Origin of the sequence: Arthrobacter sp. ES3-54, from assembly GCF_029504395.1 — a bacterium.
GTDB lineage: Bacteria > Actinomycetota > Actinomycetes > Actinomycetales > Micrococcaceae > Arthrobacter.
In genome coordinates, this window is sequence record NZ_JAQFIF010000003.1 from 327562 (window position 1) to 351063 (window position 23502).

20 protein-coding genes are annotated in these 23502 nt (G+C 67.9%); 12 read left to right on the forward strand and 8 right to left on the reverse strand.

The window, feature by feature from the left end; all coding sequences use genetic code 11:
- Window positions 1–83 precede the first annotated feature (83 nt).
- On the forward strand, window positions 84–758 hold the full coding sequence (locus M2428_RS07435; RefSeq protein ID WP_277525251.1) for a DUF4190 domain-containing protein: 675 nt from the start codon (window positions 84–86) through the stop codon (window positions 756–758).
- On the opposite strand, the gene M2428_RS07440 is transcribed toward M2428_RS07435, so the two are convergent.
- The 4 genes from M2428_RS07440 to M2428_RS07455 all read right to left on the reverse strand — a co-directional run bounded on the left by M2428_RS07440 (window position 755) and on the right by M2428_RS07455 (window position 6390).
- A complete protein-coding gene (locus tag M2428_RS07440) occupies window positions 755–1651 on the reverse strand; it encodes a phosphotransferase (RefSeq protein ID WP_277525253.1) in 897 nt (298 codons plus the stop codon). The two genes, M2428_RS07435 and M2428_RS07440, sit on opposite strands and share 4 nt — an antisense overlap.
- A 4-nt stretch (window positions 1652–1655) precedes the next feature.
- The gene (locus M2428_RS07445; RefSeq protein WP_277525255.1) at window positions 1656–3161 is read right to left on the reverse strand and encodes a peptide MFS transporter; all 1506 of its coding nucleotides are present in this window, start codon (window positions 3159–3161) and stop codon (window positions 1656–1658) included.
- A gap of 126 nt (window positions 3162–3287) precedes the next feature.
- Window positions 3288–4433 carry an alcohol dehydrogenase catalytic domain-containing protein gene (locus tag M2428_RS07450; RefSeq protein WP_277525256.1) on the reverse strand — a complete coding sequence of 382 codons (1146 nt, stop codon included), beginning with the start codon at window positions 4431–4433 and terminating at the stop codon, window positions 3288–3290.
- Window positions 4434–4914: 481 nt separating this feature from the next.
- Window positions 4915–6390: an amidase gene (locus M2428_RS07455; RefSeq protein WP_277525258.1), complete on the reverse strand. Its 1476-nt coding sequence runs from the start codon at window positions 6388–6390 to the stop codon at window positions 4915–4917.
- Window positions 6391–6683: 293 nt separating this feature from the next.
- Here M2428_RS07455 and M2428_RS07460 point away from each other — a divergent pair, with 293 nt between their 5' ends.
- The 3 genes from M2428_RS07460 (at window position 6684) to M2428_RS07470 (ending at window position 8327) form a co-directional block, all read left to right on the forward strand.
- A complete protein-coding gene (locus M2428_RS07460; protein WP_277525260.1) occupies window positions 6684–7010 on the forward strand; it encodes a rhodanese-like domain-containing protein in 327 nt (108 codons plus the stop codon).
- Between the two features lie 18 nt (window positions 7011–7028).
- Window positions 7029–8012 carry a prephenate dehydratase gene (gene pheA, locus M2428_RS07465; RefSeq protein WP_277525262.1) on the forward strand — a complete coding sequence of 328 codons (984 nt, stop codon included), beginning with the start codon at window positions 7029–7031 and terminating at the stop codon, window positions 8010–8012.
- Between the two features lie 93 nt (window positions 8013–8105).
- A complete protein-coding gene (locus M2428_RS07470) occupies window positions 8106–8327 on the forward strand; it encodes a hypothetical protein (protein ID WP_018774949.1) in 222 nt (73 codons plus the stop codon).
- Between the two features lie 23 nt (window positions 8328–8350).
- On the opposite strand, the gene M2428_RS07475 is transcribed toward M2428_RS07470, so the two are convergent.
- Complete coding sequence (locus M2428_RS07475; protein ID WP_277525266.1) at window positions 8351–9415, reverse strand: diacylglycerol kinase family protein; 1065 nt, start codon at window positions 9413–9415, stop codon at window positions 8351–8353.
- 77 nt (window positions 9416–9492) lie between these two features.
- Here M2428_RS07475 and serS point away from each other — a divergent pair, with 77 nt between their 5' ends.
- Together serS and M2428_RS07485 are read left to right on the forward strand one after the other, a co-directional pair.
- Window positions 9493–10773 (forward strand): serine--tRNA ligase, encoded by a 1281-nt coding sequence (gene serS / locus M2428_RS07480; RefSeq protein ID WP_277525267.1) that lies wholly within the window; start codon window positions 9493–9495, stop codon window positions 10771–10773.
- A gap of 158 nt (window positions 10774–10931) precedes the next feature.
- Complete coding sequence (locus M2428_RS07485) at window positions 10932–11921, forward strand: HAD family hydrolase (RefSeq protein WP_277525269.1); 990 nt, start codon at window positions 10932–10934, stop codon at window positions 11919–11921.
- A 55-nt stretch (window positions 11922–11976) separates the two neighbouring features.
- On the opposite strand, the gene M2428_RS07490 is transcribed toward M2428_RS07485, so the two are convergent.
- The gene (locus M2428_RS07490; RefSeq protein WP_277525525.1) at window positions 11977–12576 is read right to left on the reverse strand and encodes a hypothetical protein; all 600 of its coding nucleotides are present in this window, start codon (window positions 12574–12576) and stop codon (window positions 11977–11979) included.
- A gap of 164 nt (window positions 12577–12740) precedes the next feature.
- Between M2428_RS07490 and M2428_RS07495 the strand changes: the two genes are divergently transcribed.
- The gene (locus M2428_RS07495; protein ID WP_277525526.1) at window positions 12741–15182 is read left to right on the forward strand and encodes a phosphoketolase family protein; all 2442 of its coding nucleotides are present in this window, start codon (window positions 12741–12743) and stop codon (window positions 15180–15182) included.
- Window positions 15183–15215: 33 nt separating this feature from the next.
- Here the strand turns inward: M2428_RS07495 and M2428_RS07500 are convergent, their stop codons facing one another.
- On the reverse strand, window positions 15216–15968 hold the full coding sequence (locus tag M2428_RS07500; RefSeq protein WP_277525271.1) for a DUF429 domain-containing protein: 753 nt from the start codon (window positions 15966–15968) through the stop codon (window positions 15216–15218).
- A 130-nt stretch (window positions 15969–16098) separates the two neighbouring features.
- Window positions 16099–16590: an inorganic diphosphatase gene (locus M2428_RS07505; RefSeq protein ID WP_018774943.1), complete on the reverse strand. Its 492-nt coding sequence runs from the start codon at window positions 16588–16590 to the stop codon at window positions 16099–16101.
- A 142-nt stretch (window positions 16591–16732) separates the two neighbouring features.
- Here M2428_RS07505 and dacB point away from each other — a divergent pair, with 142 nt between their 5' ends.
- The 5 genes from dacB (at window position 16733) to ftsH (ending at window position 23493) form a co-directional block, all read left to right on the forward strand.
- Window positions 16733–18238 (forward strand): D-alanyl-D-alanine carboxypeptidase/D-alanyl-D-alanine-endopeptidase, encoded by a 1506-nt coding sequence (dacB, locus tag M2428_RS07510; protein WP_277525275.1) that lies wholly within the window; start codon window positions 16733–16735, stop codon window positions 18236–18238.
- Window positions 18239–18341: 103 nt separating this feature from the next.
- Window positions 18342–19514 carry a zinc-dependent metalloprotease gene (locus M2428_RS07515; RefSeq protein WP_277525277.1) on the forward strand — a complete coding sequence of 391 codons (1173 nt, stop codon included), beginning with the start codon at window positions 18342–18344 and terminating at the stop codon, window positions 19512–19514.
- A gap of 95 nt (window positions 19515–19609) precedes the next feature.
- A complete protein-coding gene (gene tilS / locus M2428_RS07520; protein WP_277525527.1) occupies window positions 19610–20644 on the forward strand; it encodes a tRNA lysidine(34) synthetase TilS in 1035 nt (344 codons plus the stop codon).
- 30 nt (window positions 20645–20674) lie between these two features.
- On the forward strand, window positions 20675–21226 hold the full coding sequence (hpt, locus tag M2428_RS07525; RefSeq protein ID WP_277525279.1) for a hypoxanthine phosphoribosyltransferase: 552 nt from the start codon (window positions 20675–20677) through the stop codon (window positions 21224–21226).
- Window positions 21227–21426: 200 nt separating this feature from the next.
- On the forward strand, window positions 21427–23493 hold the full coding sequence (gene ftsH / locus M2428_RS07530) for an ATP-dependent zinc metalloprotease FtsH (protein ID WP_277525280.1): 2067 nt from the start codon (window positions 21427–21429) through the stop codon (window positions 23491–23493).
- Window positions 23494–23502 lie beyond the last annotated feature (9 nt).

Here is a 23502-nt window from a genome sequence, read left to right on the forward strand (position 1 = left end):
AAAGAAAACCCGCCGATCGGCCCGGTCCCAAGCCAACCCTGCGGCGGTACTCTGGATCCAGAGACTTCTTGAGGGGACAAACCATGACTGAACAGCCAAAACAAGGCAAAGACGAGACCCCGGAGGGTTACCAGCCGACCCTGCGCCTCCCGGACCACCAACCGGACGTTCCGCCAGAGCAGGCACCGCCCGCCAGCCAGGACCAAGGACAATCGGCGACGCAGCAGTTCGCGCAGCCTGAGTCCCAGCAGCAGCCCTCGGGCCAGCGGCCAGACACGGGCCAGCAGCCCTACGTCGGCCAGCAGCGGCCCGGCCAGACGGCACCAGACCATGGCCAGTTCTCAAGCCCGTACCCTCCGATCTACGGCGAGAACGACCGGACGCCATACTCGTCGGGCCAGCCGGCCTACGGTCAGCCCGCGTCGCCTTATGGCCAACCGTCGCCGTACGCTCAGCCGGGCAACCCCAACGCCTACGGCCAGCCCGCGTACTACGGGGCGCCGGCGGCGCCCAAGAGCCTGAGCATCGCCAGCATGTGCTGCGGCATCGCCGCGCTGGTGGGATTCGGATTCTTCCTGCTCCCGCAGCTGGCCGCCGTCATCCTGGGACACCTGGCCCTGCGGCGCGAACCGGCCGGCCGGGGCATGGCGATCGCCGGCCTCGTGATGGGGTACGTGGGCATCGCCGTCACCATCCTGGTGCTGGTCATTTTCGGGCTGGTCATCGGCACCGCCCGCAACAGCGGATACGGCGTCTAGCCTTGCCCTGCGGCTGAGGGCTGCGCCGGCTCAGCGTGCCAGCGCGTCAGCGCAGCCACCAGCGGTCCGGCATTGGCCTCAAGCCAGGCACGCCGGCGGTGGATTTGGCCGCCCACGCCGTCCTGCCACATCCGGGCCCAGCCGCCGCCCAGAGCCGCGGCGTTGTGCCGCATCCGCTCGTAGCTGAGCGCGGCGGCGTCGATCCCGGCGCCGGGTACCCGGCGTCGTTCCTCTTCGGTCCAGCCGTAGGCGTCGGCGAAGATGCGCAGCCGGTGGAACGGGTCCTGGTGTTCCCAGCCCGGCCATGCGTCTGAGGGGTCGCGGAGCGGGACCCAGTGCATGGCGGTATTGAGCGAATCGTGGAATGCCGTGGCGGGTCCCGCGAGGTCGAAATCCACCAACCCCGCGGCCAGGCCGTCCCGGACCACGACGTTCTGCGGTGTGATGTCCAGATGGCAAATAAGCCCGGCGGCTTCGGTGGGGTTCGGCCTGACCGGCCGCGGCGGAAACGGGTGGGCCTGTGGCACGAAGCCCGTTGACGCGGTGTGCAGGCGCCGTACCAGGCGGCCCACGGAGACCAGCAGGTCCCCGGACTGTGCCCAGGCTTCGGGACAGGCCCCCGCGCATTGTCCCGGCACGAAGGTCAGGACATCCCGGCCCTGTGCGTCGCGGCCAAGGAACCGCGGGGAGCCCTCAAAGCCGGCGTCGTCCAGCCAGTCGAGGTACTCGCCCACGGCGAAGGATTGCGGCTGGTGCGGGCGGCGGATGGTTCCGCCGACCCGCACCACACCGTCGGTGACATCGCCCGCCGGCATATGTTCGACGTCGGACGCCTCGCCGGGGGCGGGGGTGTAGACGCGCGAAGCAACCGGGACGCGATGTGCGGGATTCATCGGGTCAGCGTACGCCGCCCATGAGCTTCTTGATCGCCGGCGAGGCGACCGCCAGGCCCACAGCCAGCAGCATTGCGGTTCCGCCGATGCCGATGAAGTAGGGCAACTCGTCCTGGGGGTTGTACAGGCCGGACAGGATGCCGGCCAGGGTAGTGCCCAGCGACACGGAGAGGAAGAACAGTGCCACCATCTGGGTGTGGAAGGCCTTGGGCGCCAGCTTGGTGGTCACAGACAGGCCGATGGGGGAGAGGAACAGCTCTGCGAGAGTGAACAGAAGCAGGATTCCAACCAGAGCCAGCAGTGGTGTCTTGCCGCCGCCGGCCAGCGGGATGAAGGCCAGGAAAGCAAGGCCCATCACGAAGAGGCCGATCGAGAACTTCAGGGCCGAACCGGGCTGCTTGCGGCCGAGCCGGGTCCACAGGGCGGCCATGATGCCGGCAAAGATGATGATGAATACCGGGTTAATGGACTGGACCCAGGCGGCAGGCATTTCCCAGCCGAAGAGATTCCGGTCCAGCTTCTCCTCGGAGTACACGGCGATGAACGTGAACTGCTGCTGGAACAGGGCCCAGAACGCGGCAGAGGCGATGTACAGCGGGATAAACGCCGCCACCCGTCCGCGCTCGGTGGGGGTGACCTTCTTGCTGCTGAAGATCAGCGCGAAGTACAGCACCGACGCGCCGATTGCGGCGTAGGCCATGGACATGGCCAGGTTTTCGGCGTTCACGGTGCCGGTCACGAGCAGCGCAGCGATGATCACGGCGATGCCGGCGAAGACCAGACCGTAGCGGGTGCGCTGGGCGGCCGGGAGCGGGTTCGGTACCCGGTGTGCTTCTTCGGGCAGCTTCTTGCGGCCCAGCGAGTAAATGACCAGGCCAACGGCCATGCCGACGGCGGCGGCGCCGAAGCCCCAGTGGAAGCCCTGGCTTTCCTGCAGCCAGCCGGTGACCAGCGGGCCGATCAGCGCACCGGCGTTGATGCCCATGTAGAAGATGGAGAACCCGGCGTCGCGGCGTTCGTCTTTCTCGCCGTACAGGCTGCCCACGAGGGCGGTGGCATTGGCCTTCAGGCCGCCGGAGCCGACGCCCACCAGCACGAGTCCGGCGATCAGGCCGGGTACGCCGGGCACGAGTGCCAGCGCGATGTGGCCGGCCATGATCAGGACGGCCGCGCCGAACAGCACCCGCTCGGACCCGAAGAGCCGGTCCGCGAGCCAGGCGCCGAGGATTGTGGAGAGGTAGACGCCGCCACCGTAGGCGCCGACGAGGCCGGCCGCCAAGGCCTGGGGAATCTCAAGGCCACCCTGGGCGGCCGTGAAGTACATGTAGTAGAGGAGGATCCCCTGCATTCCGTAGAAGGAGAAGCGCTCCCACATCTCTACGGAGAAAAGGCTGGCCAGCATCTTTGGGTGGCCAAAAAACGAGGTGTCGCCCGGCGTTTTAGTGGGGGGACGTAACGAGGGATCGCCCGGCGTTATAGCGGGGGGATTGGATAAATGAGTTGTGCTCATTTACTTAATGGTGACATTGTGACGCGCGATTGTCACATTCGAGCACGCCCGAGGCAAGCACCCGGGCCGTGTTTTGCCTCTCTTTCGGCGGATTCCGCGGGGCGTTCCGGGCTGGGCGGCCGTGTCCTAGGCGGGCTCGCCGGCGGGCTCCTGGGCGGTCTCGCCGGCGTCGAACATGATGATCTGCCGGATGGCGTGGCCGTCTGCCAGCTGGTCCATGGCCCGGTTGATGTCGGCCAGGGCGATGCGGTCCGAGATCAGCTCCTCGACGGGCAGTTTCCCGTCCCGCCACAGCTGGGCGTATTTCGGGATGTCCCGCGCCGGAACGGCGGAGCCAAGGTAGCTGCCCACGATCGTCCTGGCCTCGGCGGTGACGGTGAGCGGCGCCAGCTGGGCGCGGGCCTCGGGGGAGGGCAGCCCGGCGGTGACGGTGGTGCCGCCTGGGGAGGTGGCTGCGAACGCGGTTTCGAAGGCTCGCGGATTCCCGGCGCATTCGATCACGAACCTGGCCTTGACTCCGGCGTCGAGGACCTGCTGCGGGGTGTATGTTTCGTGCGCGCCGAGGCGGCGGGCGTGTTCGAGTTTCTGTTCCAGCGTGTCCACGGCGATGATCCGCGAGATTCCTTGCGAGACGGCTGTGATGAGCGCCGCCATTCCCACCCCGCCGAGGCCGACGATCATGATGCTGTCCTGCGGGCGGGGCCGGGCCGCGTTGAGCACCGCGCCGCCGCCGGTCAGCACGGCGCAGCCCAGGACCGCCGCAATGTCCGCGGGGATGTCGTCGTCCACCGGCACCGCGGAAGCGCGGTCCACCACGGCGTGGGTGGCGAAGCCTGAGACCCCCAGATGGTGGTGGACGGGCTCGCCGTCGCGGCTCAGGTGCCTGGATCCGTGCAGCAGGGTTCCGTCGTTGTTGCTCTGCGAGCCGGCCGTGCAGGGCAGCCGGCCGTCCTCGGCGCAGTTCGCGCAGCTCTCGCACCGGGGCAGGAAGGACATGACCACGCGCTGTCCGGGCTGCAGGTCCGTGACGCCTGAACCGACAGTCACGATGCGGCCCGCGGCTTCGTGGCCCAGCAGCATGGGGACTGGCCGGACCCGGTTGCCGTCGACGACGCTCAGGTCCGAGTGGCAGATCCCGGCGGCCTCCATCCGGACGAGGATCTCGGTGGGGCCCGGAGCCGTGAGTTCCAGCTCGGAGATGCTGATGGGCCTGGATTCCGCGAAGGGGCGCGGGCGGCCGATTTCCTCAAGTACTGCACCGGTGATCTTCAATGATCCTCTTTTCGCGACCTGGTCGGGTTTGAGTGAACGATAGCCGCCGACGCAGCCAGCGTCCATTTGGGACTGCCCGACGGCGGCCGCGCTGACGCTGCGCGGAGGGGCCGGGTCGGCTGGTCTTTTTGGCCCAAACCGGGGGACATGCTCATTCTTGGCGCCCGCGGGTGGACACGATGGCATTGTGTCCAGCGGTCGCGGCCTGGGGTGGGCATGTCCCGGCGAGCACTGGACATGTCCCGGGTGCGGAGTGAGAAATGGGCATGTCCTCGGCGGCGCAGGATGGGCATGTCCCGTACCGGTTGGTTTTCTCGGCCCAGCCCGGGGGACATGCTCATTCTTGGCGCCCGCGGGTGGACAGGATGGCATTGTGTCCAGCGGTCGCGGCATGGGGTGGGCATGTCCCGGCGAGCACTGGACATGTCCCGGGTGCGGAGTGAGAAATGGGCATGTCCCCGGTTGAGCGGCGGATCCTTGGCTAGAACCCCAGCTGGGCGGCCACCTGCAGCAGCAGCCCCTCGGAGCCCATTGGCCCGATCAGCTGGATGCCCATCGGCAGGCCGGAGGCGGGGGCGCCACCGGCCCAATGCACCGGGATACTGATTGCCGGCAGCCCGCAGACGTTCACCATGGACGACCACGGCGCATACTCGCACTGTTTGCGGTAGTCGTCGTCGGCGTCGCCCGCCCATTCTGTGGCCGGCCAATAGCCCCCGCCGTGGGTCGCGCCCGTGAACCAGCCCAGCGGGCGGGGCGTTTGCGCCAGGGCCGGCGTCAGTATGAGGTCCCATTGGGCGTACTGGGCGATCGTGTCCTGCTGGAACTGCCGGAGGAACCCGACGGATTCGTTCAGTTTGGCTGCGCTGCGCTGCTGCGCTCGCTTGCGGAAAGTCCTGGTGAGCGGGGTGAGGAGCGCCTCGCGCTGGGGTGAGATTCGGGCGCTGCCAATCCCGGCGGTCCAGGCTGTGGTGAAGGCGTCCGGGTAGCGGTTGTCGTAGCGAATCGCGGCCGCCGAGGTCTGGTGGCCCACCGCCTCCAGCCGGGCGACGCCGTCGGTCAGAGCGTCGAGCGCCTCCCGGTCCGGGATGACCGGGAAAGTCGATTGCCAGGGGCTGTCGAGGCTTATCCCGATCCGCAGCCGGCCCGGCTCCCTGGCGGTTAGTTCGAGATAGCTGGCGTGCGCCCGGCCAGTCGCGGCCCGCCCGTCCGCACTTTGTTGGCACGGACCTTGCGGGGCCGCGCCGGGCATCAGGGCATCGAGCAGCAGGGCGGCATCGGCGGCGGAGCGGGCGAGCGGTCCGGCAACCACGAGCCGGGCGGGATCGCCGGTGCTTTCCCCGGCCGGCACGAGGCCACGTCCGGGCTTCAGCCCCACCAGCCCGCACGCCGCTGCCGGGATGCGCACGGAACCGCCGCCGTCGGACCCGGGGGCGAACGGCAACATCCCCGCCGCCACGGCGGCAGCGCTGCCGCCGGAGGAGCCGCCCGAACTGCGGCTGAGTGCATGCGGATTTCGCGACGGCGGCGCGATCCGATTCTCGCTGTAGGCCGTCAGACCGAACTCCGGGACCTGTGTCTTGCCCAGCGAGATGACCCCGGCAGTCTTGAGCGCGACGGGGAGCGCGCCGTCGGCCAGCGCCGGTTTGCGTTCCAGGGCGGCACTTCCATGCGTGGTGACGACCCCTGCCACATCCGTCAGGTCCTTGAAGGCGACCGGTATTCCATGCAGCGCGGGCAAAGCGCCGCCGTTCCGGCCCCGGAGGGCGTGGAGCTGGTCCGCGGCCGCGGCGTCCTTCCGCGCCTGTTCCGCGGTGACCGTGATGAAGGCCCCGAGGTGCGGATTTTGGGCTTCGATGCGGTCCAGGAAGTGATCGGTGGCCTGCCTGGCGGACAGCTCTCCGGACCTGAGCGCATAGCGGAGCTGGACTGCGGAGAGTTCGTGGATCTCAGCCAAGGAGGCGGGGTTCCAGCCGTTCCCCGGGCTGCGGGATCCCCGGGGGACATGCCCATTGTTGGGTGCCGCGGAAGGACACAATGGCATCATGCCCAGCGCTCGCGGCCGGGGGAGGGCATGCCCCGTGGCGGGGGCCGCGGACGGACCGCACCGCGGGGTGTTCGGCGGGGTGTTCGGCAGCCATGAGGCCTCCTTTGGGTCCCCAGAAGCGTAACCTGCCGCCCGCGTGGGCGTGCCGGAAGCGGCGGGGGATACGCTGGGATCGGAGCTTGAATTCTGCGGAAAGGGTGAACATGAGCGACTTCCAGACCGTTAGCGTGTCTGGCATCCCCGATGGTGCCAAGATCGTGGACGTCCGCGAGGACTATGAATGGGTTGCGGGCCACGCCGAGGGCGCCCTGCACATACCCATGGACCAGCTGCCGGCCCGGATCGAGGAGCTTGACCCGGACGAGGATCTCTATGTCATTTGCCGCACCGGCGGCCGCTCCTTCCGTGCCACGCAGTGGCTCGTCGGAATGGGATATTCCGCGGTGAATGTGGCCGGCGGCATGGACCAGTGGGTCGAGACCGGCATGCCGCTGGTCTCCGACAACGGCCTCAAACCGGTCGTTTTGTAGCTGAAGAAGGAAGAACCGATGCCCGCACCAACCGTCACCTACACATTCCTCGGACCCGAGGGCACCTTCACAGAGGCTGCCCTGATGCAGGTCCCGGACGCGGCGGAGGCCATCCGCATCCCGTCCTCGAATGTGAACACGGCGCTGGACAAGGTGCGGGACGGTTCCGCCAATGCGGCCATGGTGCCGATCGAAAACTCGGTGGAGGGCGGCGTCACGGCCACTCTCGACGCCATCGCCACCGGCCAGGAACTCCGGATCCTCCGGGAGGCCCTGGTGCCCATCAGCTTCGTCCTTGTGACCAGGCCCGGCGTGGCCATCGGGGACATCCGGCGCGTCTCCACCCACGGCCATGCCTGGGCCCAGTGCAGGCTCTGGGTGGATGCCAACATTCCCAATGTGGAATATATCCCCGGGTCATCCACAGCCGCTGCCGCCATGGGTCTTTTGGACGGCGACAGCGCCCACTACGACGCCGCGATCTGCGCCCCGATAGTGGCCGCGGAGCAGCCCGGCCTGAAGGTGCTTGCCGAAAACATCGGTGACAACCCCGGCGCGGTCACCCGGTTCGTGCTCGTGGGCCGTCCGGGCGAACTGCCGGCCCCCACCGGCGCGGACAAGACCACCGTGGTGGTGCCGCTGCCCGAGGACCGTCCGGGTGCGCTGATGGAGATCCTGGACCAGTTCGCCACCCGCGGCGTGAACCTGAGCCGGATCGAATCCCGGCCGACCGGGCAGTACCTGGGCCATTACTTTTTCAGCATTGATGCCGACGGCCACGTGGCCGACGCCCGGGTGGCCGACGCGCTCGCGGGTCTGCACCGGATCAGCCCGGCCACCCGCTTTCTCGGTTCCTATCAGCGTGCCGACGGCCACCGGACCAAAGTTGCGCCGCATACCTCGGACCAGGCATTCCGCGCCGCACATGCTTGGGTGAAAGACATACTGGGCGGCGCATCTGCTGAGGCGAAATATACCCCAGGGGCTTCGCCCACAGCGTAGGCAAATGCCATATGGCGCACTTCCACCCCCTCCGAACTGTGCGTATGCTTACCTGATCCACATTGGGGTAGTCCCCTACGGGAGGAGCGGGTCATGTCAGGCACCAGCACAGAAAATGACGGCCAGGGAATGATTGTCAATCCCAAGCCGACTGCTGAGAACCAGGACTGGGACGGCGACGACGCCGACCGCGCGGACCGCCTGCGCTTCGAAGAGGAGCAGGCAATGATCCGGGAGCAGTCCGAAGCCCGGGCCGCCAAGGCTGCAGCAGAGGCGAAAAAGGCGGCAGAGGCGAAGAAGGCCGCCAGCGCCTAGTCCTCGCTCCGGCCGCCGCCGGCCTAACCGGCTTCGGTGCCGTCCTTGACCCGGACCAGCAGGGATCCCGGGGCCACCTCAACGATGACCTTCGTGGCCTCGCCGGAAGGATCGCCGTCGACCTGGGTGGGCATAGGCTCGGGGCACCGGATGGTGATCTTGCCGGAGCGGTAATACGTCATGACCGGCAGGTCCTTCTTGTGCTTCAGCACGATCTTTGTGGACATGGCCAGCCAGCCGATTGCACTGCGCGGGCTCATCACCACGATGTCCAGCATCCCGTCATCGATCATGGCCTGCGGGATGAAGTCGATGCCCCCGGGGATCAGGCCGCAATTCGCGAACAAGACGCTGCGGATCTTCCGGGCCTGCTCAGGCTGGTCATCCAGCGCTATCGAGACCTTCTTGCGGCGCCCCGCAAGGTGCCGGACCCAGGCTTCCGTATACGCCAGCCAGCCCACCGCCTTCTTCAGGCCATCAAGGGTGTCAGTGACCACCTCCGCGTCCATGCCCATACCCGCGATCACGAGGAACGTGTGCTGCGCGGATTCCCCGGTGCGTGAATTCTCCAGAGTGAGCCGCGCCGTGTCGATGAACCGCTGGTGCCCGAACAAGGCCGCCTGCACGTTGCCGGAGAGGTCGTTCATCTCCAGATGCACATTGCGGGCCAGGAGGTTCCCGGTGCCCAGCGGGATCAGGCCCATAGCGATGTCCGTCCCGGCGAGGACCTCGGCCACCACACGCACGGTACCGTCGCCGCCGCCGGCCAGGACGACGTCGGCCCCGTAGGCCACCGCCGCCCGCGCCTGCGAGAAGCCGGGGTCCTCCGCGGTGGTTTCAAAGACGCGAGGCGCCGGCCAACCCGCCTCCGCGCACGCGGCTTCAATCATGCCCCGGGCCTCGGCCGACCTCGCCTTGGTGGGGTTCAGGACCACGGCAACCTTCTGGCGGCCCGCCCCAGGGCTGTGGGTTTCCTCCCACACGGCAGGGCGAGTGTGCTTGGCCTTCAGCCGGCGCACCCCCCACCAACTGGAGGCGGCAAAGACCAGGACCCCAGCGATGACGAGGTAGAGCAGCCAGTCGCGCATTGTGCTCCAACAGTATCCCGCCAGCGCCCCCGACCGGCTTGCCCGGCAACGGTGGCCGGATTGGATACTCTTGTCTGGTGATCGACGTAAAAGACCTCAGCGAATATCCGGACAAGTTCCGTGCCAGCCAGCGCGCCCGCGGCGCCGACGAATCCGTGGTGGACGCGATCATCGCTGCGGACTCGGCCAGGCGTGCGGCGCTGATCCGGTTCGAGAATCTCCGGGCCGAACAGAATGCCTACGGCAAGAAAGTCGCCCAGGCCAAGGGCGAGGAAAAGCAGGCCCTCCTCGCCGAGCTGAAGGTTCTGGCTGCCTCCGTCAAGAGCGCATCGGCCGAGGCAGATCTCGCCCAGACTGCCCAGGAGGAACTGCTCCGCGCCATCCCCAACCTGATCGAGGACGGCGTCCCTGCCGGCGGCGAGGACGACTACATCGTTCTCAAGTCGGTGGGCACGCCGCGTGAATTCCCTGACTTCGAGCCGAAGGACCACCTCGAGATCGGTGAGCTGATCGGGGCCATCGACATGGAACGCGGCGCGAAAGTATCCGGTTCCCGCTTCTACTTCCTGCGCGGCGTCGGCGCCCGGCTGGAAATGGCGCTGCTCCAGATGGCGATGGAACAGGCGATCGAGGCCGGGTTCGTCCCCATGATCACCCCCACCCTGGTCCGCCCGGAAACCATGCAGGGCACCGGCTTCGATGTCAAGCACGACGCCGAGATCTACCGTCTCGCCGAAGACGACCTGTACCTGGTGGGCACCTCGGAAGTAGCCCTCGCCGGCTACCACGCCGACGAGATCCTGGACCTTTCGGCCGGCCCCGTCCGCTACGCGGGCCAGAGCTCGTGCTACCGCCGCGAGGCAGGCTCACACGGCAAGGACACCCGCGGCATCATCCGCGTCCACCAGTTCAACAAGGTGGAGATGTTCATCTACACCACGGTCGAGGAGGCAGCCGCCGAGCACGCCCGCCTCCTGGCGTGGGAAGAGGAGATGCTGGCCAAGTGCGAGCTCCCGTACCGCGTCATTGACACCGCGGCCGGGGATCTGGGCAATTCGGCTGCCCGGAAGTTCGACTGTGAGGCCTGGGTCCCCACCCAGGGCGCGTACCGGGAGCTGACCTCGACCTCGAACTGCACGACGTTCCAGGCGCGCCGGCTGAACATCCGGGAACGCGTTGTCAACGAGGACGGTGCGGCCAAGGGCACGCGGGCCGTGGCCACGCTCAACGGCACCCTGGCCACCACCCGCTGGATCGTCGCGATCCTGGAGCACCACCAGAACCCCGACGGCTCCGTCAACGTCCCCGCGGCACTGCAGAAGTACCTCGGCGGCCTGACGGTCTTCCCCGTTCTCTAAATGCCCGTTCCCTAACCACCAGCCAGGCCTTCGGCGGCCGCCGGGTAAACAACCACACTGGGGACAACGTGCGGGTGTTTACCGCAAGTTCACGCCCTCCTGTGGCGTGTGTCCTAGCGGCTGTCGGGGGTGTCTGCTCTACTTGTGAGATGACAACCATGACTGAATCCTCAGTCGCCGGCAACGATGACCGGCGCAAGACACACCAGAACACGACAGATAACACGACGACAGAGAACAACACGGCAGACCGGAACACGGCAGCCCCGACCAAGGCTGCCGCCCCGATCAAGTCAGCCCCGATCAAGTCAGCCCCGATCAAGTCAGCCAAGAACAGAAGCGCCCTGAACGGCGCCGGCGACAAGATGCTGATCGCCCTGGACGTCGATGGCACCCTCGTGGACCACGACGGGCACATGTCGGTTCCTGTCCGCGAGGCCGCCCAGGCCGTCGTGGCCGCGGGCCACCACGTCATGATCGCCACCGGCCGCTCCCTCAACGCCACGTTGCCCGTGATCGAACACATCGGGATCGACAACGGCTACGCCGTGTGCTCCAACGGCGGGGTGATCCTGCGCGTCGACTCCGGACTTCCGGACGGCTACGAAATCCTCCACAAGGCGACGTTTGACCCCGGGCCGGTGCTTCGCGCCCTGCGCAAGCGGCTCCCCACGGCCAAGTACGCGCTCGAGGACGAGGACGGCAACTTCCTGTCCACCGAACGCTTCCAGGACGCCAGCTTCGGCGTCGAGGCGGTCGGCGTCGACTTCCAGACCATGCTTGAGGCAACCGCCGTGCGCGTGGTGGTCTTCAGCTCCGAGAACACGCCCGAAGAGTTCAACACCGCGATCCGCCACATCGGGCTCGCCGGCGTGACGTATTCGGTGGGCTGGACGGCGTGGCTGGACATTGCCGCAGCCGGTGTCACAAAGGCCAGCGCGCTGGAGCAGCTCCGGGACCGGCTCAGCATTGAAGCCGACCGCACTGTGGCCGTCGGGGATGGCCGCAACGACATCGAGATGCTGACCTGGGCGCGCCGGGGCGTGGCCATGGGCCAAGCCCCCATTGAAGTGATTGCCGCCGCCGATGAAGTGACGAAATCGGTCTACGACGACGGCGCCGCGCACGTGCTTCGCAGCCTCCTCTAGGCGCCGCGCTCTAAGCGCCGCGGGGGACGGCCCGGTTCCAGGGGGACCGCCCGGGCTAGCGGACTTCCAGGATGAGGCTCAGGAGCCGTGCCGCAGCGGGCCGGGCCGCGTGCTCTTCGTTCCACTGGGAGCGGGCCACGGCTTTGCTCACGGCCTGCGTGGTGATCCCGAGTTCCTCGGCAACTGCCTTCTGCTGGCCCCGCACCCCCGGAGTGAGCAGGTCCAGCACCCGCCATTCCGCATGGCTCCGGTCGTGCACAATGTGGCCCAGGAGGCGCAGGACAGCCTCGGCCTCTGCCGCAATATCGGCCAGCGGTCCCTCCACGGCCACCCGAACGCGGTCCTTGTGGTTCCGGAGACGGTCCACGGCGCGCCGGGCATAGATCAGCCCGTGTCCGGAGGCGTCCTTGATCTGGTTCGGCAGGGGTTCATTGACCGGCCCCACGCCAATGCCGACGTACCAACTGCCGCTGCGCAGGGCGATCATGGCCGCTTCCACCGCCTGGTGCGGACAATCCAGGATCCCTTGGACCTCGTCCTCGACGGAACGGTCGAAATCGAGGCGCGCCGGAATGTGCCGCAGGTCCTTGAGGAGCTGCGGCACGCGGTCGCCGTCGCGCCGGCTGTCGGTTTGGTTGATGGTCAGCGTGAACATTCTGGATGACACACTACCTGCTGGCACTTGGGGGGCAAGTGGCCGGCGGCGCCGGTGGACCGGAGTTGTGTCCCGTCCGCCGGACGTGTTGCGATGGACGAAATATGCCGAGGCAGGACCAAGCGAAGCGAGGACCCCCAGTGAGCAGTGACATGAGCAGCGACATGAGCAGTGACCTCAATGGAACCACCCGCACTCAGACGCCGGCCGACGGGCCGATCCTGGACAGCCCGGGCCTGGACAAAACAGCCATGGACCTGGTGGACCGCTGGTGGCGCGCGGCGAACTATGTCTCAGTGGGGCAAATCTACCTCCGGTCCAATCCGCTGCTGCGTGAACCCCTTACCGCGGAACACACAAAGTCCCGGCTCCTTGGCCACTGGGGGACCACTCCCGGTCTGAATTTTGTCTACGCCCACCTGAACCGGGCCATCCGCCGGGACAACCAGCAGATGCTCTTCGTCGCGGGTCCCGGCCATGGCGGCCCCGCACTGGTCGCCAACGCCTGGCTGGAGGGCACCTATTCGGAGATTTACGGCCACGTCGGCGACGACGAAGCCGGCCTGGCCGAGCTGTTCCGGCAGTTCTCCTACCCGGGAGGCATCCCAAGCCACGCCGCCCCTGAGACCCCCGGCTCGATCAGCGAAGGCGGCGAGCTCGGCTATTCCCTCGCGCACGCGTACGGGTCCGTCTTCGACAACCCGGAGCTGATCACCGCCGTCGTCATCGGTGACGGCGAGGCCGAGACCGGGCCGCTGGCCGCCAGCTGGCATTCGCACAACTTCCTGGATCCGGCGGCCGACGGCGCGGTGCTGCCCATCCTGCACCTGAATGGCTACAAGATCGCCAACCCCACGATTTTGGCCCGCATGCCCGAATCCCAGCTGGAACAGCTGCTGCGCGGCTACGGGCACGTCCCCCATTTCGTCACGGTGGCCGACCCGGCGGACACCGCCGCGGCGCACCGGGATTTCGCGGCTGCACTGGACACCTGCCTCGCCCAGATCCGGACCATCCAGCAGCACCACCGCAACGGCGGGACGGCGCAGGACGGCGCTCAACAGGACGGCGCTCCGCAGTGGCCGATGATCGTGCTGCGGTCGCCCAAGGGCTGGACTGGGCCCAAAAAAGTGGACGGGAAGCAGGTGGAGGGAACCTGGCGCAGCCATCAGGTCCCGCTGGACGAGGTCCGCACCAACCCCGAGCACCTGAGCCAGCTGCAGCAGTGGCTCGAGTCCTACCGGCCCGAGGAGCTCTTCGACGGCCGCGGGCGCCTGTTGCCGGAGACGGCCAGGAACGCCCCGGCCGGTCCGCTGCGGATGAGCGCAACCCCTCATGCCAACGGCGGGCTCCTGCTGCGTCCTCTCACCCTGCCGGACTACCGCCGGCACGCCGTCGACGTCGCCGAACCCGGCGTCGAACGGATCAGTCCCATGACCACGCTCGGACCCTGGCTGCGGGACGTTATTGCCCTGAACCCGGACACCTTCCGGCTCTTCGGCCCCGACGAGACCGCGTCGAACCGGCTGCAGGACGTCTACGAGGCCACCGACAAGGTCTGGCAGTACAGGATTGATGCGCTGGACGAGCACATTGCCCGGGCAGGGCGGGTGATGGAGGTCCTCAGTGAACACCTCTGCCAGGGCTGGCTGGAGGGGTACCTGCTGACCGGACGGCACGGGGTGTTCAACTGCTATGAGGCGTTCATCCACATCGTCGACTCGATGTTCAACCAGCACGCCAAATGGCTCAAGGTCCACCGGCAGCTGCCGTGGCGCCAGCCGGTGGCCTCACTGAACTACCTGCTGTCCTCCCATGTGTGGCAGCAGGACCACAACGGTTTTTCACACCAGGACCCCGGCTTCATCGACCACGCCGTCAACAAGAAGGCCGAGATCATCCGGGTCTACCTGCCGCCGGACGCCAACACACTGCTGGCCGTGATGGGGCACTGCCTGGACTCCCGCGACTACGTCAACATCGTGGTCAGCGGAAAGCAGCCCTCGCCAACCTGGCTCGGTCCGGACGAAGCCTCGCACCATTGCCGCCGCGGCCTGGGCATCTGGGAGTTCGCCGGCTCCGAAGTCAGCGGTGAGGAACCCGACGTCGTCCTGGCGTGTGCCGGCGATGTCCCTACGGTCGAAACCGTTGCCGCGGCCGAGCTCCTGAAGCAGGGGGTGCCCGGGCTGAAAGTGCGGGTGGTCAACGTGGTGGACCTCATGCGGCTCCAGGACGTCAGCGAGCACCCGCACGGGCTGACGTCCCGTGACTTCGACGGCATTTTCACGGCGGACAAACCGGTGATCTTCGCCTACCACGGCTATCCCGCGCTGATCCACCGGCTCACGTACCGGCGCACCAACCGGGAGGGCCTGCATGTGCGCGGCTACAAGGAGGAAGGAACTACTACCACCCCCTTCGACATGGCCATGCTGAACGGGATCGACCGGTTCCAGCTGGCAATAGATGCGATCGACCGGGTCCCCGGGCTGTCCGAGAAGCACTCGCTGCTGCGCCAGTCCCTCCAGGACAGCCGCGTGCGCGCCCGGGACCACACCCGGGAGCACGGTGAGGACCCGGCCGAGATCCGCGAGTGGTCGCTGTGAATTGAGTAGCCCCAACGCCCCGGCCGAGCACAGCTAGCCAGCGAGCTCTTCCAGCCCGCCCCGGGGGAGGTGGATCCAGCCCTCGGTCAGGGCGGCCGCGGGATGATCGCCATCAGGGCGCAGCGTCCTGCCCAGGGCCACTGCCCGCCCGGTCAGGGAGGCGATGAGGGCGTCGAACATGTCATCGGAGGCGGCCAGCCGGTCATCGTGTCCGGCCAGGTCCAGCCACGGTGCGGCGGCCGACAGCGCGTCCAGGGCCACGGCCAGCCGCTCCGTTTCCGTTGCGCCCCGCCCCTTGTAGCCGCGGGTCGGCAGGCCCCACAATTTCAGCGAAGCGGCCGGGTACACCTCGGCCAGCCGGCCGCTGCCGTCCCTGGCCTGTGGCCCGTACTCCCGGGCGATCTTTGCCTGGATGACGGCACAACGCATCGCCGGGTGGGCCAGCCGGTCCGCGGAGACGCTGAGCGGGATCAGGCCCGTTTGACCTGTGACGAATCTGTCTGTGTCCCGGTAGGCCAGCAGCCGGCGGCCTTCGATCCCGTCATGGTCCAGCACCGGATGGGCGTCGAAGTTCAGGTGCCCGGCGATAAAGGGAAGAAACGCGTCCGGCCAGCCCAAGGGGCAGTCGATCCCCGTCATGTCGCTGGTGCCGAAGAGGCGCAGGATCTCCTCATCGCCCACGTCCAGGGACAGCTGCACCAGGCCTGCCGCGCCGTCAGCCCAATCGATGACGGCCACCGCCGTCTTCTTCGCGGCGGCGGCGAGGTCGACGCCGAGGGTCCTCATCGTCGGGCTCCCGCCAGTCGAAAAAACGCCAAACGAAAAAACGCCAAACGAAAAAACGCGGGGTCGCCTACCGCCCGTTCCGGAGGTCCGGATGGGCGGTAAGCGACCCCGCGTTGGAGTGCAGGAACGGTCAGTGACCGGCTGCCGGCACGTAGCGCTTGATGGAAGCAGCCAGTTCGGCTTCGGCGGCGGCGCGGTCGCCCCAACCCTCGGCCTTGACCCACTTGCCCGGCTCCAGGTCCTTATAACGGGTAAAGAAGTGCTCGATTTCCTTGATCAGGAACTCGCTGACATCGCTGATCTCTTTGATGTGGTCGAACCGGGCATCGGTCGGGACGCACAGGACCTTGGCGTCTCCGCCGCCGTCGTCGGTCATGTTGAAAACGCCGATCGGGCGGGACTCGACGATCACGCCGGGGTAGAGGTCGAAGTCCTGCAGGAGCACCAGCGCGTCCAGCGGATCCCCATCCTCACCCAGGGTGTTCTCGAAGAAACCGTAGTGGGTGGGGTACTGCATCGACGTGAACAGGACGCGGTCCAGGCGGACGCGGCCGGTCTCGTGGTCGACTTCGTACTTGACGCGCGATCCCTTGGGGATCTCGATGGTCACGTCATGCTTCATGGAATGCTCCTTGACGAATTCAGGGGGTGCGCGGCACGTGCATAAGGGCTGTCGGTGCCGCCGACTACTATTGAGGATATAGCGAGAGGCGCTGGTTTCAGGAACTAGTGGGGACATTTCAGGACTAAGGACCAGCACCAGCATGAAACCGAGAACCAGCCAAGAGGGCCCCGAACAGGCGCCCGGCAGGCTTCGCGGGATCCCCGCACTGCTGCTCCAGACCCTCCTGGTGGTGGCCGTGGCACTGCCAGCCGGCATCGCCGTCGCCCCGGCATTCCTCGGCCCGGACCGGCCCTCCGAAGCCTCGCAGACAGCACTGCCGTGGCAGCAGATCCCCGCCACGCTGAGCGGCCCCGGCGGCAGCGGCGGTGGAATCGGGCCCCTCAGCGGCACCGCGCCACTCCCAGCCGGCGCCGCCCTCGCGGCGCAGCTCAATGGAACCCTTAAGCCCGACGGCGCCGGCACCTTCACCGGGATCGTCCAGGACGCCACCACGGGGAAGGTGCTCTTTGACCGCGGGGCCGACAAGGCCCGCATTCCGGCGTCGAACATGAAGCTCCTCACAGCCGGCGCGGCCCTGCGCGTCCTGGGCCCGGACCGCCGCTTCAGCACCCGAGTGGTGGCAGGGCCCACCCCCGGCTCGGTGGTCCTCACAGGCGGGGGGGACGTCCTCCTGGGCGCCGGAGAATCCGCCCCCGGAGCCGTTCTAGGCCGCGCCGGGCTCGCCACGCTCGCCGAGGCCACGGCCGATGCCCTCAAGGCCGGCGGCGTGACCGGCGCCGTGAGCGTCCTGCTGGATGACTCCCTCTTCAGCGGCCCGTCGCTCAGCCAGGCGTGGAGCCCCGAGGACGTCGCCGCCGGGGAGATGGCCCCGCTGTACCCGCTGGCACTGAACTCCGCCAGGTTCGATCCCGCCAAGACCACCGGACCTCGCCCCCAGGACGCCGCCATGACCGCCGCCAGGGCCTTCGCCGCCCGGCTCACGGCGGCCGCGGCGGACAAGGGACTGTCCGTGGCCCCCGGGGTCGCCCGGATCAAACCCAGCGAAGCGCTGGACAGCGCACCGGACAGCGCACACCCCAAGGTCCTGGCCGAGGTCCAGTCCGCCACGGTGGGGCAGCAGGTGGACTTCATGCTGCAGACCTCGGACAACTATCTCGCCGAGGTGATGGGACGGATGACAGCCCTCGGCGCCGGCCGGCCCGGCAGCAGCGACGACGCCATTGCCGCCGTGCAGGCGCAGGTCAAGGACATGGGCGTTCCCACTGACGGGCTCCGGGCCGCGGATGTCTCCGGCCTGGCTCTGGCCAACCGGGTCTCGGCCCGGCAGCTCACGGACGTGGTCCGGGCCATGACCTCGGGAACGGACGCCCGGCTGCGCGCCGCCCTGACCGGGTTCCCGGTCGCCGGGCTCACCGGCACCCTGGGGGACCGGTACACGGACGCGGGTTCGGCCGCGGGCGCCGGGCTGGTCCGCGCCAAGACGGGCACGCTGAACACGGTTATTGCGCTCAGCGGTTACGTCGTCGACGCGGACGGCCGGCTCCTGGTCTTTTCCTTCGTCGGCAACGGCCTGACCCCCGGCGCCGCGAACAAGGCCGCGCTGGACCGCTCCGCCGCCGTCCTCGCCGGCTGCGGCTGCCGGTGACCGGTCGGCGGCCCGCTGGACCCGGTGCCCCGGCTGGGACGTGGGCCCGGCCGGTTCGCCGGTCAGCGAAAATTAAGGCGGATGGTCGGGCCCCTGTGTTCTGATGGATCCCATGGAGCCTTCTGCAAGCGAGACATCAAGCAAGCCATTGCCAAAGACGCCGAGTGGGACAACAAGTGAGGCATCGGTCCAGGCCCAAGACCTCATCAATTGGGAGCTCGCCGCGTCCACGGCCGCCCGCCTGACACCGGCCGGCCCTGTCCTGAGCGCTGCCGAGATCGGGGCCGCCGTCGAAAACCTGCGGCTCATGGCGGACATTTCCGTGCCGCACGTCCACCACATCACCGGCCTTGACGCCGCCCGGGACCTGCGAGACTCCGAGGTCCTCGTGGTGGACAGGGCCTCATGGGCCAAGGCCAACACGCAGAGCTTCGCCGTCATGCTCAAGCCCGCCATGGAAAAGCTGCTGGAGGGCCGCGGATCCCTCAGCCCCGGAGCTGCCGGCATCAGCGCGGCAATCACCGGCAGCCAGCTCGGCGCCATCCTGGCCTTCCTTTCCAGCAAGGTCCTGGGCCAGTACGATCCCTTCTCCGCGTTGGCCGAGAACTCCACCGCCCCCGCGTCCGGCCGCCTGCTGCTCGTAGCGCCGAACATCATCTCCGTGGAACGCGAATTGAACGTCGAGCCCGCGGACTTCCGGCTCTGGGTCTGCCTCCACGAACAGACCCACCGGGTGCAGTTCGCCGCCGCCCCGTGGCTGCGGCACCACATGCTCCAGGAGATCGAAAACCTCAGCGGGCTGCTGCTGGGCAACGTCGATTCCCTGATGGAACGGGCCTCCGCGGCCGCGAAGTCGCTGAAGGACCGCACGGCACCCGGTGCCGCGCCCGGACGCGGCGCCATCCTGGACCTGCTTCAGAACCCGGAGGAAAAAGCGGCCCTGTCCCGCCTGACGGCCCTGATGAGCCTGCTCGAGGGGCACGCCAATGTGGTCATGGACGCCGTGGACGCCAGCATCGTCCCGTCGGTGAAGACCATCCGGCAGCGTTTCAACGCCCGCGGGCAGGACCGCGGCGTGATTGAGAAATTCATCCGCAACCTGCTTGGCCTCGACGCCAAGATGCGCCAGTACAGCGACGGCGCCAAGTTCGTCCGGGAAGTGGTGGACGCAGCCGGCATGGCAGGCTTCAACAGGGTCTGGGAGTCCGCCGAGAATCTCCCCAGCGAACCCGAGATCCACGACTCCAAGCTCTGGCTCGACCGAATGGGTCTCTAGCCGCCATGACTGCCCGCAACGCCGGTTCCACCTCGGTTTCCAGCGGACGACGCCGGCCCGGCCGCCTCGCGCCTGTGGTCGGCACGGCGCGAAAAATGCTGCAGGACGCCCTGGCCGGGGCCGGCTACCCGGACCGCGTCCTGGTCGCCTGCAGCGGCGGGCCGGACTCGCTGGCCCTCGCCGCCGTCGCCGCCTACTTCGCCCGCCGCGGTCACGTGGACGGCCACCCAGTGTCCATTGGCGCCGTCGTCGTGGACCACCAGCTGCAGCCGGGCTCGGCCGGGGTCGCCGCAACCACTGCCCGGACCCTCGAGGACCTCGGGCTCTCGCCCGTGCAGATCAGGACTGTCGACGTCGCCTCCACCGGCGTGGGCCCGGAGGCGGCTGCCCGGGACGCCCGCCATGCGGCCCTGGAGGCCGCCGCGGACGAGGCAGGTGCGGGCGCGATCCTGCTGGGCCACACCCTCGATGACCAGGCCGAGCAAGTGCTACTGGGCCTGGCGCGGGGGTCGGGCACCCGGTCTCTTGCCGGGATGCGGCCCTCCCGGGGCCGGCTGATGCGCCCGTTCCTGGGCCTGCGGCGCGCGGACACCCTGGAGATCTGCCGGGTGGAGGGCCTGGAACCTTGGCACGACCCATCCAACACGGACCCTGTGTACGCGCGCTCCCGGACGCGGGTTGAAGTGCTGCCCCTGCTTGAGGACAAGCTCGGCCCCGGCGTGGCCGAGTCCCTCGCCCGCACGGCCGCGATCCTGCAGCTGGACGCCGACTACCTGGAGGACGTGGCGAATGACACCTTCGACCGGCTGCGTCAGCAGACCGGGGACGAGATCAGCCTCCCGGAGACCGAGCTGCGCGACCTTGCCCCGGCCGTGAGATTCCGGGTGATCGCCAAGGCCGCCGCCGCCGTCGGAGGTCAGCAGCCCAGCTACCAGCGACTGCTCGCGGCCGAAGCACTGCTGCGCCGGCAGGGATCGGCGGGCCCGGTGGAGCTTCCCGGCGCGGTCAGTGTCTACCGGCTCTCGCTCGCGCAGCTCCTTGCTGTGGAGCCGACCGCCGCCGGTGTTCCCCGCGAAGCCGCCCGCTGTGGGAAGCTTGTATTCCGGCCTCAACAGCCGCCCCGAAATTAGTCGCACCCCGCATCTACACAGGAGCCATTGGTGGATTCAAACGACGTCCAGGCAGACCTCAAACACGTTCTCTACACCAAGGAACAGATCCAGCAACGGATCACCGAACTCGCGGCGCAGATCGACGAGGACTACGCGGGCCGCGACCTCTTGATCGTCGGCGTGCTCAAGGGCGCCGTCATGGTCATGGCGGACTTGGCCCGTGCACTGCACAGCCACGTCTCCATGGACTGGATGGCGGTCTCCTCGTACGGCTCCGGCACGCAGTCCTCAGGCGTGGTCCGCATCCTGAAGGACCTCGACACCGACCTCATGGGCAAGGATGTCCTGATCGTCGAGGACATCATCGATTCCGGCCTCACGCTGTCCTGGCTCAAAACGAACCTGGAATCCCGCGGCACGGCGTCGGTGGAAATCTGCACCGCGTTCCGCAAGCCGACGGCCGCCAAGGTCAAGATCGACGTCAAGTACGTCGGCTACGACATTCCCAACGAATTCGTCGTCGGTTACGGCCTGGACTACGCCGAGAAGTACCGCAACCTGGACTTCGTCGGCACCCTGGCCCCCCACGTCTACGAGTAAATCGTTCACGCAGAGGCACCCCCGCCCGGGACCCGGGCGCCGGGGCGGCCCGGCCGCGCTACGCCCACAGGGAACTTTTGCCCTCCGCCGTGCGTGAGTTAGTGCGACGGTGTATAGCTAGAACCTGACGCAGCACCACACGCGCGCAGAACGGTCGCCGTGCAGCACTACCAGGAGGGACGGGGCCAGCCCCCGAACAGATGAAAGCTAAGAGTTTCTTCAAGGGCCCCGGCATCTGGATTGTCGTCGTGGTGGCCATGCTGCTGCTGGCATTTGCCACTCTGGCGCCGGGCGGCGCGAGTCGGATCGACACCGACAAGGGCCTTGAACTGCTGAGCGCCGGCGGCAAGGTTGAACAGGCCAAGATTTTCGACGCCGAGAACCGTGTGGACCTGGTCCTGAAGGACAACCTGCAGGTCGACGGGCAGGACAAGGGCAAGAACGTCCAGTTCTACTTCGTCAACGCCCGCGCCCAGGACGTCGTCAAGGCGGTCACGGACTCCAAACCGTCGGGCGGCTTCACCGACCAGCCGATCGAAAACAACTGGTTCTCCGGACTCTTCTCCCTGCTGGTGCCTGTGCTGTTGCTCGGCGTCCTGTTCTGGTTCCTGCTCTCCCGGATGCAGGGCGGCGGGTCCAAGGTCATGCAGTTCGGCAAGTCCAAGGCCAAGCTCGTCAACAAGGACATGCCCCAGGTGACCTTCAGCGATGTCGCCGGCGCCGATGAGGCCGTCGAGGAACTCGAGGAGATCAAGGAATTCCTGCAGGAACCGGCCAAGTTCCAGGCCGTCGGCGCCAAGATCCCCAAGGGCGTGCTGCTCTACGGCCCTCCGGGCACCGGCAAGACCCTCCTGGCCCGCGCGGTTGCCGGCGAGGCCGGCGTTCCCTTCTTCTCCATCTCCGGTTCCGACTTCGTGGAAATGTTCGTCGGCGTGGGCGCCTCCCGCGTCCGCGACCTCTTCGAGCAGGCCAAGTCCAACGCGCCGGCAATCATCTTCGTCGATGAGATCGACGCCGTCGGCCGGCACCGCGGCGCCGGCATCGGCGGCGGCAACGACGAGCGCGAGCAGACCCTGAACCAGTTGCTGGTGGAAATGGACGGCTTTGACGTCAAGACCAACGTCATCCTGATTGCCGCCACCAACCGCCCCGACGTCCTGGACCCCGCACTGCTGCGTCCGGGCCGCTTCGACCGGCAGATCTCGGTCGAGGCCCCCGACTTGATCGGCCGCGACCAGATCCTGCAGGTGCACGCCAAGGGCAAGCCGATGGCTGCCGGCGTCGACCTCAAGGCTGTTGCCAAAAAGACCCCCGGCTACACGGGCGCGGACCTGGCCAACGTCTTGAACGAGGCCGCCCTGCTGACGGCCCGTTCCAACGCGAACCTGATCGATGACCGCGCCCTGGACGAGGCGATCGACCGCGTCATGGCCGGCCCGCAGAAGCGCAGCCGGGTCATGAAGGAACACGAGCGCAAGGTCACCGCGTATCACGAAGGCGGCCACGCCCTCGTCGCGGCCGCCCTGCGGAACTCCGCCCCGGTCACCAAGATCACCATCCTGCCCCGCGGCCGCGCCCTCGGCTACACCATGGTGGTCCCGGAAAACGACAAGTACTCCATCACCCGCAACGAGCTGCTCGATCAGATGGCGTACGCCATGGGCGGCCGCGTCGCCGAGGAACTCGTCTTCCACGATCCGTCCACGGGCGCGTCCAACGACATCGAGAAGGCCACGGGGATCGCCCGGAAGATGGTCACCGAATTCGGCATGAGCGAAAGGGTCGGGTCGGTGCGCCTCGGCCAGGGCGGCGGCGAGCCGTTCCTGGGCCGCGACGCCGGCCACGAGCGAAACTACTCGGACCAGATCGCCTACATCGTCGACGAGGAGGTGCGCCGCCTGATCGACGGCGCGCATGATGAGGCCTACGCCATCCTGACCGAGAACCGCGACGTCCTGGACGAGCTCGCGCTGGAACTGCTCGAACGCGAGACGCTGAACCAAGCCGAAATCGCGCAGGTCTTCACCAACATCCGCAAGCGCGACTTCCGCGACGTCTGGCTCTCCAAGGAGACCCGAACGCTCCAGTCCGCCGGCCCGGTGGAGTCACGCCGCGAAAAGGCGGAGCGGGAAGCGCAGGAGGAGGCCACCCAGGCCCGGCTCGAAGAGCCCCTGGATGCCCAGCCCCCGCATGCCCAGGGCGTCGGCGGACAGGAGTCCTTCCAGGGCGGTGCTACGGATATCGGGACTGATGGTCATCCCGGCTAGGCTTCTTCT

Coding starts and splice junctions, on each gene's coding strand:
- M2428_RS07435 (WP_277525251.1), top strand. CDS start 84: ATGACTGAACAGCCAAAACAAGGCAAAGACGAGACCCCGGAGGGTTAC.
- M2428_RS07440 (WP_277525253.1), bottom strand. CDS start 1,651: ATGAATCCCGCACATCGCGTCCCGGTTGCTTCGCGCGTCTACACCCCC.
- M2428_RS07445 (WP_277525255.1), bottom strand. CDS start 3,161: ATGAGCACAACTCATTTATCCAATCCCCCCGCTATAACGCCGGGCGAT.
- M2428_RS07460 (WP_277525260.1), top strand. CDS start 6,684: ATGAGCGACTTCCAGACCGTTAGCGTGTCTGGCATCCCCGATGGTGCC.
- pheA (WP_277525262.1), top strand. CDS start 7,029: ATGCCCGCACCAACCGTCACCTACACATTCCTCGGACCCGAGGGCACC.
- M2428_RS07470 (WP_018774949.1), top strand. CDS start 8,106: ATGTCAGGCACCAGCACAGAAAATGACGGCCAGGGAATGATTGTCAAT.
- M2428_RS07475 (WP_277525266.1), bottom strand. CDS start 9,415: ATGCGCGACTGGCTGCTCTACCTCGTCATCGCTGGGGTCCTGGTCTTT.
- M2428_RS07485 (WP_277525269.1), top strand. CDS start 10,932: ATGACTGAATCCTCAGTCGCCGGCAACGATGACCGGCGCAAGACACAC.
- M2428_RS07490 (WP_277525525.1), bottom strand. CDS start 12,576: ATGTTCACGCTGACCATCAACCAAACCGACAGCCGGCGCGACGGCGAC.
- M2428_RS07495 (WP_277525526.1), top strand. CDS start 12,741: ATGAGCAGTGACCTCAATGGAACCACCCGCACTCAGACGCCGGCCGAC.
- M2428_RS07500 (WP_277525271.1), bottom strand. CDS start 15,968: ATGAGGACCCTCGGCGTCGACCTCGCCGCCGCCGCGAAGAAGACGGCG.
- M2428_RS07505 (WP_018774943.1), bottom strand. CDS start 16,590: ATGAAGCATGACGTGACCATCGAGATCCCCAAGGGATCGCGCGTCAAG.
- dacB (WP_277525275.1), top strand. CDS start 16,733: ATGAAACCGAGAACCAGCCAAGAGGGCCCCGAACAGGCGCCCGGCAGG.
- M2428_RS07515 (WP_277525277.1), top strand. CDS start 18,342: ATGGATCCCATGGAGCCTTCTGCAAGCGAGACATCAAGCAAGCCATTG.
- tilS (WP_277525527.1), top strand. CDS start 19,610: ATGCTGCAGGACGCCCTGGCCGGGGCCGGCTACCCGGACCGCGTCCTG.
- ftsH (WP_277525280.1), top strand. CDS start 21,427: ATGAAAGCTAAGAGTTTCTTCAAGGGCCCCGGCATCTGGATTGTCGTC.